This is a genomic window from Chloroflexota bacterium, from assembly GCA_016219275.1.
Taxonomy (GTDB): domain Bacteria; phylum Chloroflexota; class Anaerolineae; order UBA4142; family UBA4142; genus JACRBM01.
The window spans coordinates 57,190-73,853 of sequence record JACRBM010000024.1; the positions used below are offsets into that span (position 1 = coordinate 57,190).

The 16,664-nt window shown below is 55.2% G+C and carries 13 protein-coding genes and 2 tRNA genes; 8 read left to right on the top strand and 7 right to left on the bottom strand.

Annotated elements, in window-relative coordinates; translation table 11 throughout:
• Window positions 1-137 precede the first annotated feature (137 nt).
• A complete protein-coding gene (locus tag HY868_04685; protein MBI5301414.1) occupies window positions 138-677 on the top strand; it encodes a hypothetical protein in 540 nt (179 codons plus the stop codon).
• A 143-nt stretch (window positions 678-820) separates the two neighbouring features.
• Here HY868_04685 and HY868_04690 read toward each other — a convergent pair whose 3' ends face one another.
• The 7 genes from HY868_04690 to HY868_04720 all read right to left on the bottom strand — a co-directional run bounded on the left by HY868_04690 (window position 821) and on the right by HY868_04720 (window position 8,668).
• The gene (locus HY868_04690) at window positions 821-2,392 is read right to left on the bottom strand and encodes a DUF2304 domain-containing protein (protein MBI5301415.1); all 1,572 of its coding nucleotides are present in this window, start codon (window positions 2,390-2,392) and stop codon (window positions 821-823) included.
• 253 nt (window positions 2,393-2,645) lie between these two features.
• Complete coding sequence (locus HY868_04695; protein ID MBI5301416.1) at window positions 2,646-3,050, bottom strand: hypothetical protein; 405 nt, start codon at window positions 3,048-3,050, stop codon at window positions 2,646-2,648.
• A 134-nt stretch (window positions 3,051-3,184) separates the two neighbouring features.
• Entirely contained in the window at window positions 3,185-6,139 is a 2,955-nt protein-coding gene (locus tag HY868_04700; protein ID MBI5301417.1) for a leucine--tRNA ligase, read from the bottom strand.
• A 57-nt stretch (window positions 6,140-6,196) separates the two neighbouring features.
• On the bottom strand, window positions 6,197-6,832 hold the full coding sequence (locus tag HY868_04705) for an alpha/beta fold hydrolase (protein MBI5301418.1): 636 nt from the start codon (window positions 6,830-6,832) through the stop codon (window positions 6,197-6,199).
• Between the two features lie 38 nt (window positions 6,833-6,870).
• Window positions 6,871-7,857, bottom strand: a complete 987-nt coding sequence (locus tag HY868_04710) for an NUDIX domain-containing protein (protein ID MBI5301419.1) — start codon at window positions 7,855-7,857, stop codon at window positions 6,871-6,873.
• A 573-nt stretch (window positions 7,858-8,430) separates the two neighbouring features.
• Window positions 8,431-8,503: transfer RNA gene (locus HY868_04715), tRNA-Ala, on the bottom strand.
• A 92-nt stretch (window positions 8,504-8,595) separates the two neighbouring features.
• A tRNA-Ala gene (locus tag HY868_04720) sits at window positions 8,596-8,668 on the bottom strand.
• A gap of 127 nt (window positions 8,669-8,795) precedes the next feature.
• Here HY868_04720 and HY868_04725 point away from each other — a divergent pair.
• The 7 genes from HY868_04725 (at window position 8,796) to HY868_04755 (ending at window position 16,624) form a co-directional block, all read left to right on the top strand.
• Window positions 8,796-11,567, top strand: a complete 2,772-nt coding sequence (locus HY868_04725; GenBank protein ID MBI5301420.1) for a UPF0182 family protein — start codon at window positions 8,796-8,798, stop codon at window positions 11,565-11,567.
• A 126-nt stretch (window positions 11,568-11,693) separates the two neighbouring features.
• Window positions 11,694-12,719, top strand: a complete 1,026-nt coding sequence (locus HY868_04730; GenBank protein ID MBI5301421.1) for an aldo/keto reductase — start codon at window positions 11,694-11,696, stop codon at window positions 12,717-12,719.
• Window positions 12,720-13,026: 307 nt separating this feature from the next.
• Window positions 13,027-13,821 carry a PhzF family phenazine biosynthesis protein gene (locus HY868_04735; GenBank protein MBI5301422.1) on the top strand — a complete coding sequence of 265 codons (795 nt, stop codon included), beginning with the start codon at window positions 13,027-13,029 and terminating at the stop codon, window positions 13,819-13,821.
• A 78-nt stretch (window positions 13,822-13,899) separates the two neighbouring features.
• Window positions 13,900-14,364: a Uma2 family endonuclease gene (locus HY868_04740; protein MBI5301423.1), complete on the top strand. Its 465-nt coding sequence runs from the start codon at window positions 13,900-13,902 to the stop codon at window positions 14,362-14,364.
• A 117-nt stretch (window positions 14,365-14,481) separates the two neighbouring features.
• Window positions 14,482-14,955: a Uma2 family endonuclease gene (locus HY868_04745; GenBank protein MBI5301424.1), complete on the top strand. Its 474-nt coding sequence runs from the start codon at window positions 14,482-14,484 to the stop codon at window positions 14,953-14,955.
• A gap of 4 nt (window positions 14,956-14,959) precedes the next feature.
• Window positions 14,960-15,757, top strand: a complete 798-nt coding sequence (locus HY868_04750) for an SDR family oxidoreductase (GenBank protein MBI5301425.1) — start codon at window positions 14,960-14,962, stop codon at window positions 15,755-15,757.
• 63 nt (window positions 15,758-15,820) lie between these two features.
• Complete coding sequence (locus HY868_04755; GenBank protein ID MBI5301426.1) at window positions 15,821-16,624, top strand: hypothetical protein; 804 nt, start codon at window positions 15,821-15,823, stop codon at window positions 16,622-16,624.
• The last annotated feature ends 40 nt before the right edge of the window (window positions 16,625-16,664 follow it).

Here is a 16,664-nt window from a genome sequence, read left to right on the forward strand (position 1 = left end):
AGGAATTACAGATATTGTGATTATAGATGAAAACCAGGTTTCGCTCAAATGGGCGCGGCAATAGGAACGGAGTACTACTCCACGCGATTGTATTTTTGCCTTGCCTTTTGTCTCTATCTAGGTGAAAGGGGGACCAAATGAAATTGCTCAGAGTTTTCGCAATCGTGATGACGATCGCGTTTGCGCTCAGTGTGAGTGGTCTCGCGTTGGCGAACACGGGTTCGACAAGCGATGGGGTTAATGCAACCGGCACACCCGAACCAACCGAGACACCCGAACCGACTGAAAACGATCAGCGAGTCGCGCAAGCAATTGCAGACGAGTTCGAGGTAGACGTCGAAGAAATTCTCGCCTTACACAAAGATGGTCTTGGCTACGGCGAGATCGTCAAAGCATACGCGCTCGCCAAGGAGACCGGCAAAACCGTCGAAGAAATTCTCGCGATGAAAAAAGAAGGGATGGGTTGGGGCGAGATCGCGAAATCGCTCGACGTTGACCCGGGCAAGTGGGAACCGAACCTGGGTGAGTTGATGCGCGACTCGAAAGGAAAAGACAAGGAGAATCCTCACGAAAGCGCGCCCGGCAACCGCGGTAAAGAGTCTCAGGAAAAAGACCGCGGCAACAACGACAACGACAAGGGGAACGGTCAAGACAAGGGAAAAGGGAAAAACAAATAAGCAGACGACAAGCCACTCGCAATCGAGTGGCTTGTCATTTAAGCCGGTTTCTCACATGACAATATCTTCGCCAAAATGAGTTTGCCCATTTAGACTTTCCGAAGTTTTCAGAAACTTCGGAAAGTCTAAAAATGAGTTTGCAATCACGGAGCCGTAAACACGTACTCGACCACTGGTGTTTTAACGCCATCCGCGCGCGTCGCTTGAATGTACAATTTGTGTTCGCCCGGTTTGAGACTTTTGATCGTGATCGAGGCGGCGCTCATACCATCTTCGGTTTGGTTTAACGCGGGCGAATCCACACTATACTTGAAACGATAACGATCGGTTGGTTTTGCGCCGACGACGCCGATGGCAAACCACATCGTTTGGGTGTTTGTCGAAAAATCCCGGTCGCCCAGACGCGGATCAATCGCGATGGGATCTACCCAGAATTTTTTGTTCTGCACCGCGCTCGCCACGCTGTTCGCATCCACGTACTGAAAATAAAACGTGTGCTCGCCTACCGGCACCGGGACGCCGGTAATCGTCAGGTTCACCACATTCGTGCCGGGAATCATCCCGGTCTCCGTCTTGGGTTGCGGATCGTCAATGCTGAACATGAGTTTACGCAGACCCTGCTCCGCAAGATCGAACGTGAAGATAACCTGATCGCGTAGAAAAGTGAATCGCACATTCGCCGTGCCCGCACCGCGCGCCCAATTTTCCGCGTCCTGCAATGCTTGGCGCGCGCTAACCAGGTCCTTGTCCGCGAGCGTTTTGTCAATGTAATAGCGCGTGAATCCTTGTTCGCGTTCTTCGAGCGTTAGGAGCGATTTGAACGCGGCGATTTGCTTGTCCGTCATATCCTTGGTGCGCTTGTCGCCCACTGCGCGCGTGTACTCTTGCCCCAGTTCCTGCCATCCCGGTCCGAATTGCGGCGCGCGCGTCGTCAGCGCGACGAGTCGCGTGAGACGTTCTGTCGGCGAATCGAGCAAACGCGTCGCGACGAGATCGAGCGTCGCACTGTCGCGGCGCGCGCTCGCCATCGTGCCGACGATTTGTCGCGTCCGCGCGATACCCTCGGTCGCTTTGAGCATCGCGACATATTCGCCGTACGGACCAACGAATTCAAGATTGAACTTGAAATATCCCTCGTATGCCTTGAGCGCGTTCGCGGTGTCGCCGCGCAATTGATAGAGTCGCGCGTTGCTGTACCACTCTTGCGGTGTTTGCGGACTGGTGACGAGGTTGCCTTGCCCCGATTGCAGCGCCGCGAACGAGCGTTGCATCTCTGCGAATCCTTGCGCCTGCGTCGTCGCGATCGCGACCACTTGTTGTTGTGTGGACTGCGTCGTCGTTTTAATCGCGGACACATCGCTACGAATACCGAGCACATCGGTTTGCAATTTGGCAATCGCGTCCACGTTGCTTGCGAGATAACCGCGTTCGGGTCCTGCCGCAAAAAAGACCGCCAGCACGGAAAAGATGATCGTGCCGGCGACAAAGAAGATGAACAACCCACCGGCAAGCGAATCCCAGGCATCGTTGCCTTTTTGCCGACGCAAGTAGACGAACCAGCCGAGCGCGAGCAACGCGCCGACAAACGAAATCACCGCGACGATGGGCGCGAGATCAATCAGTGGTTGCAGCACATCGCCGATGAATCCAAAAACGGTTCCTACGATTGCCGTGGGAACCGCCGCGCGCGAAATTGCCTTGCGAATTTGCTCCATCACAAAACTCCTTCATCAGAGTTGAGTTCACATTCCCAGACCGATTGGGGCAGGATTCTAGCATACCCATTGGCGCACGTCAACGGGTATCCGGCTGGTGATTGCCGCATCTTGCCATCGAGGTCATAGAGAGCATAGAGGAAAAACTCGATGCTCTCCATGACCTCGGTGGCAGAATAAAAATGTGTGCAATCAGGTATCCACACAAAACAAAATGCGCCTGCGTTTCCGCAAAGCGCATCAACCATTCACGTCATTTCACTTTTGCTTCGAGCGTGTGGCACAGCGGACACGCGGGATCCATTCGACCGACATGGGTTGCGGGGTACACTGGCTTGGTGATTTTGACATGACACTCGACACACGTCTTGTACTCCTTGTGATCCGCCGGTTGCGGCGCTGCACCGTTCGCAAATTCTTCGTTCGGATCCGGAATGTGGCAACCCGCCATGCAATCGCCATCGTCTTCCGGCGCGGTCGGCGTCGCGCTTGCCGATTGCGCGACCGTCGGCGCGGCATTCGCGGCGATGGGTGCCACGTTCACCGTTGCTGGTGTGCGCGTCGGTTCGGCGCGACGTTTGGGCGCGGATTCGCACGCGACGACGAACACAAGAACGACCAACAAAATGAACAGACCGAACTGAAATCTCATTCTCATCACTTGATCCTGCGTTGAAAGATAGCGGCGCGTCGTTTCAACTACGCGACTCTATAAATTATATCGTGGTCATCGCTGCAATGCAAAAAAAGACCTGGAAGGTTTTCGCTCAAGGCGAACCTTCCAGGTCTCGATTACTTGACGACGATGTTCACCAATCGCCCCGGCACATAGATCACTTGTGTCGGAGTTTTGCCGTCGAGATGTCTTTGCACGCTCGGCGAGTTCAGCGCGGCGGACTTGGCTTCCGCTTCATTCACGCCGACCGGCAGTTCGATGCGGTCGCGCACCTTGCCGTTCACCTGTGCGATCAATGTGAACATTTCATCCGCCGCGATTTTCGGATCCCACTGCAGCCACGCTTGCTGATGGATGCTGTACGGTTTACCGATGCGCTCCCACAGTTCCTCCGTGATGTGCGGCGCGGCAGGCGCTAACATCAGCAACAACGCTTCGATGGACTCGCGCCACGCGGGCGAATTGATGACACTGGTCTCGCGCGCCTTTTGCAGATGGTTCGTAAACTCCATCAACGCGGCGACGGTCGTGTTGAATTTGAACGCGGTCAACTCCTGGGTCACACGCTTGATGATTTGATGCGTCGTGCGGCGCAGCTCTTTCTCTGCCTCCGCACTAGGATTTTGCTCTTGGGGATTGGGCGCTTCGACAACCAAATTCCACACGCGTTGCAACCAACGATGCACGCCGTCCATTCCCGTACCGTCCCAGGGTCCGCCCTGATCCCAGGGACCGATGAACATCAAGTACACGCGCACTGTGTCCGCGCTGTAACTCGCAACCAGGTCGTCCGGGCTGATGACATTCCCTTTCGACTTGGACATCTTCGCCAGCTTCTGACCTTCTACGCGCGGTGCGAGAATCGTGCCTTGATTGAACAACCGCGTCATCGGCTCGCCGAAATCAATCACACCGATGTCGCGCATCACTTTGATCCAGAAGCGCGTGTACAACAGATGCATCGTCGCGTGCTCGACGCCGCCCGTGTATTGATCCACCGGCATCCATGCTTTCGTCAGGTCAGGATTGATCGGTCGTTCGATGTTGTACGGGTCCAAGTACGCGAACGGATACCACGACGAATCAATGAACGTGTCCATCGTGTCCGTCTCGCGGCGCGCGTCTTTGCCGCACACCGGGCATTTCGCCTTCAGAAATTCCTTGTGCTTCAACAACGGCGATTCGCCGGTCGGCATAAACTCGACGCCTTCGATGGGCAGGACGACCGGCAGTTGATCGTCCGGCACCGGCTGCGCGCCGTGATCGGGACAATACACGACCGGGATCGGCGTGCCCCAGTAGCGTTGCCGCGAGATCAGCCAATCGCGGATGCGATAGTTGATTGCGCGCCTGCCGATGCCGCGCGCTTCCATCACTTGCGCGACGCGCGAGCGCGCCACATCAGCGGTCGCGCCGGAGAACTCGCCGGAAAAGATCATCGTGCCGTACTCGTCGTGATACAACACATCGCGATAGAACTCGACCGCCGACAGCATTTCCATCACGGTACGTTTGCCGCGCACGTCCGGTTCCAATTCGTGACAGCGCGCCAGGATACGCCGCTCGCTTTCCAACGAGTCCAGCGACCACACGGCATCGTGAAAGATGAATTGCCAGCGCGTGCCGACGACTTCGTTCCACGCATTCGCGCGCACGAATTGTTTCGCCAGCGCGACATAGCGATCAATTTTCTCCGGCGGGATCGTGGCGTACAACGAACCTTGTTTTTCCTCGAACGGAATTTGTTCCGCGCGCAGAGCGTCGGCGAATCCGTCGTTCATCGTCCCGCCCAGCACGAACGATTTGGTGCGTTGATCGGGACGATCAATCACCGGCAGAATCGGCAGACCATAGTTCAGCGCGAAATCGAAATCGCGTTCATCGTGCGCGGGCACGCCCATGATCGCGCCGGTGCCGTACGTCGTCAGCACGTAATCCGCGATCCAGATCGGCACGCGGTCATTGTTCATCGGATTGATCGCGTACGCGCCGGTGAAAACGCCATCGCGCACTTTTTCGGTGGACAAGCGATCAATCTCCGTCTCGCGTCGCGTCTTGACGACGTAGGTGTTCACCGCATCGCGTTGCGCGGGCGTCGTGATTTTTTCGACCAAGGCGTGTTCGGGCGCGAGCACCGCGAACGTCATGCCGAACACCGTGTCCTGGCGCGTCGTGAACACGTCGAATTTCGCGTCGCTGTCCGCGACGCGCATCGTGAATTGCGCACCCTCGCTCCGCCCGATCCAATTCGTTTGCAAGGTCTTGACGCGTTCGGGCCATTCGATCTTGGAAAAATCCAACAGCTCGTCCGCGTACGCAGTGATCTTTAGGAACCACTGCTCCAAATCTTTTTTGATAACGGGCGTGTCGCATCGCTCGCACCGGCGATCTTCGCCGATGACTTGTTCGCGCGCCAAAACGGTTTTGCAGTTGGGACACCAATCCACCGCCGCCATTTTTTTGTACGCCAAGCCGCGCTTGAACATTTGCGTAAAGAACCATTGGTTCCATTTGTAGTAGCGCGGGTCGCACGTCACGACTTCGCGCTCCCAGTCGAACGACGCGCCCATCGAGCGCAACTGTCGCCGCATGTTCGCGATGTTGTTCATCGTCCAGGTATGCGGATGAATCTTGCGTTTGATCGCCGCGTTCTCCGCCGGCAAACCGAACGCGTCAAAGCCGATGGGGAAGAAAACGTTGTACCCGTTCATCCGTAAAAAGCGCGCCTTGACATCGCTCGGACCCATCGCGTACCAGTGACCGATGTGCAGATCGCCGCTGGGGTACGGATACATCGTCAAGAAAAAATATTTCTTGCGCGTATCGCCTAGATCCGTGTGCCACAGTTTTTCATTCTCCCAGCGCGCTTGCCATTTCGATTCGATTTGTTTGGGAATATATTTGTTTAGTTCGATGGTTGGTTGGTGCGTTAGTTGTTTAGTTGATTTCGCGCGCGTGGTTGCCTTGCGCGTCGCCATCGTCTTTTTGCGCGGTGTGGCTTGCGTCTTTTTCGCGGCTTTCGTTTCTTTCGCGATTTTCGTGTTCGTTTTCGTGTTCTTTTTGGTAGCCATGTTGACCTCCGTATTATTCCGATTCTTGTTTACGCTTTGCTCAGACCCGAAAGGACATCAAAGCCCTTTCGGGTCGCGGAGAAAGTCGGCGACCAGCCGATTCCACTCGCGCGAATGCGACACTTGCGACCAGTGCCGATTGTTCGGGTCGGCATCGGGATCGCGTTCCTCGCGTTTGAAAATGCGGACGCGTGCATTGGGAATCGCATCGCCGAGCACCTGCGCGCCCGCGACGGGAATTCGCGCATCGTCTTCGTCCCACACGATCAAGGTCGGGCACGCGAGTGTTTTCAAACGCGCGAGATTTTCCGGTTTGGCGCTGTACGTGCTATCAACGAGCACGAGTTTGCTCACGCGCGTCGGCGCGGTCGTCGCGATCATTTGCGCGATGCCACCGCCCCAGGACAAACCAACGATAGCCGCGCGTTCCAGGTTTTCCGCGTCGAGCAATTCGATGATCGCGTTCGCTTGTCGAGGCGCATCGAGCGCGGGTTCCGGTGTGTCCGATTCGCCATAGCCAAGCAGGTCGAGCGCGTACACGCGCGCCACCTCGGCGAGCGCCGCGATATTCTCGACCCAGGTTCGCCACGAGTTGCGGACACTGTAACCGTGAATCAAAATGACGGGCGCGCCTTCACCCGCGACAATCGCGTGAAATTTACCGGAGGGTGTGGAGATAAATTTGCTGTCCATTTTTCAAAATCCGTGGGGCAAATTTCCAATTTGCCCGACTATCGCACGAACGCCTCGCCGCGAAATACCCGCACATCGCGCGCTTTGACCGCGCAGCAATGTTGCATCGGCGGCAAATCGTCCAGATCGAACCAGCCCACGTCAAGCACTTCGTCCGCTTGCATGCGGATCGCGCCGCCAACCACCTGGCACTCGAAGAACGAGATGAACATTTGCACTTGGTCGCCATTCGGATACGTCTTGTCGAATTCGGACGCAGTGTAAATGCCGATCAATCGTTGCGGCTCGACATCGAGTCCCATCTCTTCGCATGTTTCGCGCCGCACGGCATCCGTCGCGCTCTCGCCCAATTCGATTGCGCCGCCGGGGAATCCCCACAACGAATTGTCGCGGCGCTTTTGGAGTAACACGTGTCCGCGATCATCGCGAATCAACGCGGCAGTGCCAGAGATGATGAATTTTTGTCGCCCGATGGACTGGCGGATCCATTGTGCGTACGATTGTGTGTTATTGCCATTGCGATGCGGCACCTCGCGGTCTTCATCCAATTCGAAGAATGCTTGTCCGCGATATCGTTCGACATCGCGTAACACGACTTGCGCGAACGACGTGAGCGGCGGCGTCTGCCCCAGGTCGAACCAACCGACGTTGAGTACTTCGCTCTCTTGCCTTTTCAATTCGCCGCCGGTGATCGCGCACTCGAAACACGGCACGACAATTTGCGACACGTCGCCGTTCGGGTAACTCACGTCGAGGCGTGGCGATGTGTACAGCCCGATCAAATGTTTGACCGCGACCTCGACGCCCATCTCTTCGCGCACCTCGCGCCGATTGGTATCGAGTACGCTCTCACCCAGTTCGGTGCCGCCACCCGGCAACGACCACAAGCCGTTATCGCGGCGTTGTTGCAACAGCACACGCCCGTGCTCGTCGCGAATCACCGCGGCGGTGCCGGTCAAGATCAGTTTTTGATTGCCAACGTACTTTCTCAACCAACCCACATAGTTCGGACGTGTATCTATCAAGTGACATCCTTTGCCAAAATTTGGCAAGTTGGAAACTTGCCCCACGCGTGGCGCATATTTCTGATTTGCGATTCGGCAAGTTGGAAACTTGCCCCACGCGTGGCGCATATTCCTGATTTGCGATTCGGCAAGTTGGAAACTTGCCCCACGCGTGGCGCAAATTTCTAATTTGCGATTCGGCAAGTTGGAAACTTGCCCCACAACAAAAAAATCCTTGCCCTGCAAGGGACGAAGGATTCTCCGCGGTACCACCCTGGTTAGTGCGATAGTTCGATAGTTGAATAGTTCGATAGTTGCTCGACACGCGCGTCTCAACTATCGCACTATCTTACTAACACACTCACTCGAACGCTTAACGCGCGTGACACGGCGACGACTATTGCATTCATCGTCGCGGCTCCCGGGCGAGTTCGGTCTTGTGGCGTTCTCCCTTCACACCATCGTCGAGCTTGCACCCTTTCTTTCTCGACTCGCTGAGGAGATGACCTACTACTCCCGCTCATTGCCATTTTCGATTTATGATTTTCGATTTTCGACTTTGAAATCAAAAATCGAAAAACAGAAATCTGCCAGTGGAGCTGATGGGATTCGAACCCACTGCCTCTTCAATGCCATTGAAGCGCTCTCCCAATTGAGCTACAGCCCCAAAAAGAATTTTCGATTTTTGATTTATGATTTTCGATTTACCAGCAACCGAGTGAAATCATAAATCGAAAATCGAAAATCATAAATTACTTGTGGAGCCGATGGGACTCGAACCCACTACCTCTTCAGTGCGATTGAAGCGCTCTCCCAGCTGAGCTACGGCCCCCCGAAGGTGAGGGCAGTATATGCGAATGGGGTTGGATTGTCAAATTGAATTGGCGCGATTCCGTTGACCGAATTCTGGATTACGTGTAGAATGAAAACACTCGGCAATTCTCCTTGGGAGGTGTATAGTGGGATTTTACGGTGGCGGACGACGCATCAATCGCGATGACATGCCCCAAGTCAATTGGGACGAAATTTTCCGGCGGCAACCGCCGAACCTGACGCGCCCAATCTTGATTGGCGCGGCGCTGCTCTTGGTTTGGATTGTGCTCCAATTTATGCCGCGCCTCTACACCGATTTCAAATGGTTCGAGGAACTCGGGTACGCGAGCGTGTTCACGACCGAACTGCAAGCACGCGTCGCGATTTTCTTCAGCGCCGCGCTCGCGTTCTTTATCTTTTACGCGATCAACATCGCGATCGCGCGGCGCTTGACGCCGCGCGTCACCGACGAATCGTCGCGCCTCGCGCAGTTTGCCGCGTTCGCCGGCAAGTCCATCAACTTTCTCCTGCTCGCCGGCGGACTCGTGCTCGCCATTTTCGTCGGCTTGATCGCGCAGGGACAATGGCTCGTGCTTCTGCGGTACCTCAACGCGGTACCGTTCGGCGCGCTCGATCCTGTTTTCAATCAGGACGCGGCGTTCTACGTGTTCACACTCCCGGTGTACCAGTTCATCATCAGTTGGTTTAGCGGCGCGATCGTTCTCACCGCGCTGGGGGTCGCCGTCACGTACGTGATGGGGCTGGGTCACTTGCGCTGGATTGCGGCAGTCAAGGGGCATTTATCCGCGCTGGGTGTCGCATTCCTGGCGTTGAGCGCGTGGAACTATCAACTCGAAATCTACAACCTGGTCTATTCGACGCGCGGCGTGGTGTTCGGCGCGAGTTACACCGACGTGAACGCGCAAATTCCGGCGTACAACATCCTCACCGCAATTACGCTGGCGCTCGCCGGGTTGTTGCTCGTCAACGTGTTCACGCGCGCGCTCAAAGCGATTGGCATCGCGGTCGCGCTGTGGATCGGCGCGTGGATCTTGCTGGGTCAAGCGTATCCGGATTTCGTGCAGAATTTCGAAGTCAAGCCCAACGAATTTACCAAAGAGCAACCGTACATCAAAAACAATATCGTCTTGACGCGTCAAGCGTACGCGCTCGACGGGATTCAGGACGCGCCCTACCCTGCCGAAGACGCGCCGACGCCGCAGGACATTCAACGTAGCGCGGACATTATCAACAACATTCGTCTCGCCGATTATCGCCCGCTCTTGCAAACATACGATCAGATTCAAACGATTCGCACGTACTATGATTTCAACGACGTGGACGTGGATCGGTACACGATCAACGGCAAGTATCGGCAAACGATGATCAGCGCGCGCGAACTCGCGCTGAACAAGTTGCCGGAAAAAGCGCAGACCTGGGTCAACCTGCATTTGCTCTACACGCACGGCTATGGCGTCGCGCTGTCACCCGTCAACGAATTCACCGCCGACGGCTTGCCGAGTTTACTCGTGAAAGATATTCCGCCGACCGGCACGATTCCGATCACACGTCCGGAAATTTATTTCGGCGAGCAAACATCGTCCTATGTTTTCGTCAAGACGAAGGAAAAAGAATTCGATTATCCCAAAGGCGATGAGAACGCCTTCTCGACGTACACCGGCAAGGGCGGCGTGCCCATCGCGACGATTGGCGATCAATTGATGTTCGCGCTGCGCTTTGGCGATTTCAACATCATGCTCACGGACGCACTCACCGCCGACAGTCGCGTGATGTTCAATCGCAACATTCAAACGCGCGTCACTCGCGTCGCGCCGTTCCTGCGCCTCGATCAAGACCCGTACCTCGTCATCGCCGACGGGCAACTCTACTGGATTCAAGACGCGTACACGATTTCGGATCGCTATCCGATGAGCGAGCATTACGACGCACGCACGAACTATATTCGCAACTCGGTCAAGATCGTGATTGACGCCTACCATGGCACGACGAATTTTTTTATCGCCGAGCCGGATGAGCCGATCCTGAAAGCGTACCGCGCGATTTTCCCCGCGCTCTTCAAACCAATTGACCAGATGCCGGCATCTCTGCGCACGCACCTGCGTTATCCCGAAGACTTGTTCTCGATTCAAGCCAAGATGTATCAGACGTATCACATGCAAGACGCGCAGGTGTTTTACAACAAGGAAGACTTGTGGGCGATTCCGAACGAGTCCGCCGATGGTACGCCGCAAGCGATGGAGCCGTACTATGTGATTATGCGATTGCCCGGTGAGACCAAAGAAGAATTCATGTTGATGCAACCATTCACCCCGGCGAAACGGCAGAACATGATCGCGTGGCTTTCCGTGAAATGCGATGGCGAGGACTATGGCAAGCGGCTCGTCTATCGTTTTCCAAAGGACAAACTGATTTACGGTCCCGAACAAATTCACGCGCGCTTGAATCAAGATCCAAAAATTTCATCCGAGCTGACCTTGCTCAATCAACGCGGCAGTCGGATTGTGTGGGGCAACTTGCTCGTGATCCCCATCGAGAGATCGGTGCTGTACGTGCAACCAATGTACCTGCTCGCGGAGCAATCCCAGATTCCACAACTCAAACGTATCGTCGTCGCGACGTCGAACAACATCGTGATGGAAGACTCGCTCGCCAACGCGCTCGCGCGCGTGTTCGGCGCGAGCACCGCGCCAGTCGTCACCGCGCCCACGACGACCACGCAACCGACGACGACCACGCCGACGAACGCAACCGTCGCCGAGTTGGTCAAGCAAGCGAACGAGCGCTACACCAAAGCGCAGGACGCGCTCAAGACCGCGGACTGGGCAACGTACGGCAAAGAGATGCAGGAACTGCAAAAGGTGTTGAATCAGTTGAGTCAGTTGACCGGGCAGAAATAATGAACAGTGAACAGTAGGGAACGCTCGCCGTAGTGTTAGTAATTTATTTTTTCCACGAAGGACACGAAGCACACAAAGAAAAAGAAATTTCGTGTCCTTTGTGTTCTTCGTGGATGAAAGAGAATTATGCGCTACAAACTGCTCGGCAAATCGGGACTGCGTGTTTCGGAACTGTGCCTCGGCACGATGACGTTTGGCGAAGACTGGGGCTGGGGCGCGTCGAAAGAAGAGAGCCGCAAAATTTTCGACGCGTTCGTGAACGTCGGCGGAAATTTCATTGACACGGCGTCGAACTATACGAATGGCGCGGCGGAAAAATTCGTCGGCGAGTTTGCCGCAAGCCAACGCGATGCGTTTGTCGTCGCGACGAAATACACGTTGCGCCGACCTGGTTCGGATTTCAAGGATTTGAACGCGGGCGGCAATCATCGCAAGAATATGTTGCGCACGGTCGAGCAATCGCTCAAGCGACTCAACACCGATTACATTGATCTGCTCTACCTGCACATGTGGGATCGCACGACGCCGGTTGAAGAAGTCTTGCGCGCGTTCGACGATTTGGTGCGCGCGGGCAAGGTGTTGTACGTCGGCATCTCGAATACTCCGGCGTGGATTGTTTCGTACGCGCAAGCGATTGCCGAACTACTCGGCTGGAATCGCTTGGTCGCGTACCAAGCCGAGTACAGTTTGAACGAACGCGGCGCGGAGCAAGATGTTCTGCCGATGACGCGCGCGATGGAGATGAGCGTGCTCGCGTTCGGATTGCTCGGCGGCGGCACACTCACCGGCAAGTTCAATCAACCGGGCGGACCCGGCGAATCCACGCGCGTCACAGAAGCCGAGGCGCAAGCCAAATCAATCGCGGAGATGGTCATGCAAGTCGCGAGCGAAATCGGACACACGCCGTCCCAGGTCGCGATCAACTGGGTGCGTCAGCAAGCGCCGAACATCATTCCGGTTCTCGGCGCGCGACGCGAAGCCCAAATACAGGACAACCTGGGTGTGCTCGATTTCGCGTTGAGCGACGAACAGTTGAAACGTCTTGCGGATGCGAACCCACTCCCGCCGTTGTATCCGCATACATTCTGGAACGATTTCGTGCGCCGCGATTTGATTTTCGGCGAGAATGTGGATAAATTAGAGATGCCATAGCGCGACAGAACCGCAACCAAAAAATAATTGGGACGCGGATTTTCAAGGATCAGAAAAATATCCGCGTTGATCCGACACTGTAGCACCGTTACTGATGCGTCAGAAATTTTACCGCAGAGGCGCGGAGCACGCTGAGAACGCAGAGTTCTTTTGATTTTTCTCTGCGCCCTCTGCGTCTTGGCGGTAAACACCAAATTCGCAGTAGCAATGCCACAGTCTCGGATTTTCAAGGATCAGAAAAGATATCCGCATTGATCCGCGTATATCCGCGTCCCAAACATCCTCGCTAAATGGAGATGACACCAAGATGAAAATCTATCAAGTAGATGCCTTCACCGACCAACCCTTTCGCGGTAATCCCGCGTGCGTCTGCGTGATGAACGAGAGCCAACCCGATGACTGGATGCGATCACTCGCGCAAGAAATGAATTTGTCCGAGACCGCGTTTCTGCTCAAGCAGGAGAGCGATTTTAGTTTGCGCTGGTTCACGCCCAAGCGCGAAGTTAGTCTCTGCGGTCACGCGACGCTGGCGACCGCGCACATCTTGTACGAAGAACAGTATCTCAAGATTGAAGAGCCAGCCAGGTTTCACACGCAAAGCGGCTTACTCATCGCGAAGAAAAACGGCGCTCAAATCGAAATGGATTTCCCCGCGCGATTCACCGTCACCGTAGAAGCAAACCTCGACCTGAATCACGCTTTGGGAACGACTCCGAAATTCACCCACAAAGCATCTGCGCGGAACGATGTCTACTTGATTGAAGTAGAATCGGAACAAATAGTCCGCGACCTTGCTCCCGATTTTGCGTTGTTGGCGAACAGCGGCATTCGCGCCGTCATCGTCACAAGCCGTTCACAAACGAGCGATTACGATTTTGTCTCGCGCTATTTCGCGCCGGGCGTTGGCGTCAACGAAGACCCGGTGACCGGCTCGGCGCATTGTTACCTCGCGCCCTACTGGGAAACCAGGTTGAGCAAGAAATCGCTGATCGGTTTTCAAGCATCCGCTAGAACCGGCATCATCGAATGCGAGTGGAATGGCGACCGCGTCATCTTGCGTGGCAAGGCGGTCACGATATTCAGGGGAGAGCTGGGAGTGTGATTGGTTTCGCTTGACCGGCTGTAAAATCAATGTTATGCTACCAGCCGTAACAAAGAATGATCTTGCTGGGAGGTGAAGATGGAATGGTCGCAGGTCATCAACAATCCTTTTTTTAGAAATCTGCCATTCAAGATCGAACAAAACGAATTCGGTCAACTACTGATGAGTCCGGCATCAAACAAACATGGCAAAATGGAATACCGCGTCGGCAAAGCGATTGAGAAGGGTCGGCAAGGCGGCGAGATTATCGTCGAGTGTTCGATTCAAACATCCGACGGCGTAAAGGTTGCCGATGTCGCGTGGGCAAGTGATGACTTCGCTGCCGAGTATGGTGACAATACACCCTACCCGCGCGCACCGGAAATTTGCGTCGAGATTGTTTCGACATCCAATTCAAACGAAGAGATTCGCCACAAAGTGGATTTGTATCTCGCCAAAGGCGCAACCGAAGTCTGGGTTGTGGACGAAGACGGTAAGATGCGGTTCTTTAACGTCGTCAGCGAAATACCCAAATCCGAAATGGTCACCCCGGTAAAACTATAGCCCAATGTCCATCCAACTCATCCAACACTATCACGCCCAGGTCGAAAAAATCATTCGTTACGGCGGTTCGCGGAACGAAGCGACGCTCCGCACAACCGTAATGTGAAGGAGGCAAGCATGGAATGGTCTCAAGTCATCAACAATCCACTCTTGCAGAATCTTCCCTTCAAAATTGAATTGAACAAGTTTGGGCAACTGTTAATGAGTCCAGCGTCCAATCGGCACGGCATGTTGCAGGTCGCCGTCGCACTCGCGCTGTCGAAGAAAAAACGCGATGGACGGATTATCAACGAATGCTCGATTCAAACCTCGGATGGCGTCAAGGTTGCCGATGTCGCGTGGGCAAGCGACGCGTTCATCGCCAAGTACGGCGACAAAACGCCCTACCCGCGCGCACCCGAACTCTGCATCGAAATCGTTTCGCCATCCAATTCCAACGCCGCCATCGAATTCAAGATCGAATTGTATCTGGCGCGCGGCGCGCAAGAAGTTTGGATCGTGGACGAAAAAGGCAATCTGAAATTCTTTACAAATGATGGCGCGATGAAATCGAGCAAACTAGCTCCGCGTTTCAAACTCAATCTCAAGTAAAACTATGGTCACTCAACTCACCGGCAAATTCGCCGTCATCACCGGCGGCACGCAAGGACTGGGCGAAGCGACCGCGCGATTGTTCGCGGAACGCGGCGCGGCGGGCATCGTCATTTGCGGACGCAACGCCCAGCGCGGTCAAGCCATCGCGCAAGAATTACCGTGCCAAACGATTTTCGTCCAAGCCGATTTGGCGCAGGTGAGCGATTGTCAAAACGTCATCGCACAAGCCGACCGCGCGTTTAGTCGCGTGGATATTCTTGTGAACGCGGCGGGCATCACCGATCGCGGCACCATCCTCGACACGTCACCCGAACTCTTCGACCGCATGTTTGCAATCAACACGCGCGCGCCATTTATTTTGATGCAAGAAACAGCGAAGATCATGCGGCGCGAGAAAATCGCCGGAAGCATCGTCAACATTCTCAGCATGGCGAGTCACGGCGGGCAACCGTTTATTTTTGCGTACAGCGGCGCGAAAGCCGCGCTGTCCGCGCTGACCAAAAACGCGGCGTACTCCTTGATGCGCGACCAGATTCGCGTGAACGGATTGAACATCGGCTGGATGGATACGCCCGGCGAGGATCAAACGCAAAAGCAGTTTCACGGCGCGGACGATACCTGGCTCGCGCGCGCAGAAAGTTCACAGCCATTCAACCGACTGCTCAAACCGCGCGAGGTCGCGCAAGCGATTGCGTTTCTCGCCAGCGATGAATCGGGACTGATGACCGGCTCGATCATTGATTTCGATCAATCGGTGAATGGGTGCTACGACTCGCCGCCGCATCCAAATCCGTTGTGAAAAATGCGAATGGGGCGATGCAATGCATCGCCCCTACATGATTTCTGTGACGCGGAGGCGATGATGAAGATTCCAAAGTACTGGGCACAGGGCAAGTACTCGCTGGACACCAATGAATCCTTCACCGCTTGGCGTTGGTCGGACACGAGTTACGAACAAGCCCAGCAACTCGCCAACGACAAGGCGCGCGAAATCGCGTTGAAATTTCAGAACGGTCAACAACTCGATCGATATTCCTACGGCAGAAATCCTCTGCGCGAAGAAATCGTCCAGTCCATCAAGAACGCGAACGGCAACGAGATCGGCATCGTCACACGAAATCTGTATGGCGCACTCGTGCTCAATGCCGCGCAAGCCATGTTCATTGATATTGATTTTTCGGACAAGGAGTCGCGCGCGGTATCCGCATCGGAACGCGTCTATCTCCAAACGATTGAACAATGGGCGCAGGCGCATCGCGATTGGACCCTACGCGTCTATCGCACCTTTGGCGGAATGCGCTGTTTGATTACGAATGAAATCTTCGACCCGACCCAGGAAAGCAGTCTTGCCGTTTTGCGTGGACTCAAATCGGATCCCCTGTACGTTACGCTCTGTCGTCAACAGGAAAGTTTTCGCGCGCGCTTGACGCCCAAGCCCTGGCGCTGCGGCGCGAATCAGCCGCCCTCGCGCTATCCCTGGGAGAATGTGCGCCAAGAACGAAACTATCGCGAATGGGAACAGGCATACCAACGCGCCGCATCGCGATTCATCACTTGCCGCTTGCTCAAGCAAATTGGCGATGCCACAACCCATCCCAACGTCGCGCCGATCTTGTCCACGCACGATGAGATGGCTTGCTCGACCAACAACCTCAACCTGGCGTAACGCACCGCCCATTTCCAATTTGCGATCCGGCATGTGGGAA

Bases quoted from the DNA above. Each gene is read 5' to 3' on its own strand.
- HY868_04685 (MBI5301414.1), top strand. From the start codon at position 138: ATGAAATTGCTCAGAGTTTTCGCAATCGTGATGACGATCGCGTTTGCG.
- HY868_04745 (MBI5301424.1), top strand. From the start codon at position 14,482: ATGGAATGGTCTCAAGTCATCAACAATCCACTCTTGCAGAATCTTCCC.
- HY868_04735 (MBI5301422.1), top strand. From the start codon at position 13,027: ATGAAAATCTATCAAGTAGATGCCTTCACCGACCAACCCTTTCGCGGT.
- HY868_04700 (MBI5301417.1), bottom strand. From the start codon at position 6,139: ATGGCTACCAAAAAGAACACGAAAACGAACACGAAAATCGCGAAAGAA.
- HY868_04740 (MBI5301423.1), top strand. From the start codon at position 13,900: ATGGAATGGTCGCAGGTCATCAACAATCCTTTTTTTAGAAATCTGCCA.
- HY868_04695 (MBI5301416.1), bottom strand. From the start codon at position 3,050: ATGAGAATGAGATTTCAGTTCGGTCTGTTCATTTTGTTGGTCGTTCTT.
- HY868_04705 (MBI5301418.1), bottom strand. From the start codon at position 6,832: ATGGACAGCAAATTTATCTCCACACCCTCCGGTAAATTTCACGCGATT.
- HY868_04750 (MBI5301425.1), top strand. From the start codon at position 14,960: ATGGTCACTCAACTCACCGGCAAATTCGCCGTCATCACCGGCGGCACG.
- HY868_04690 (MBI5301415.1), bottom strand. From the start codon at position 2,392: ATGGAGCAAATTCGCAAGGCAATTTCGCGCGCGGCGGTTCCCACGGCA.
- HY868_04755 (MBI5301426.1), top strand. From the start codon at position 15,821: ATGAAGATTCCAAAGTACTGGGCACAGGGCAAGTACTCGCTGGACACC.
- HY868_04730 (MBI5301421.1), top strand. From the start codon at position 11,694: ATGCGCTACAAACTGCTCGGCAAATCGGGACTGCGTGTTTCGGAACTG.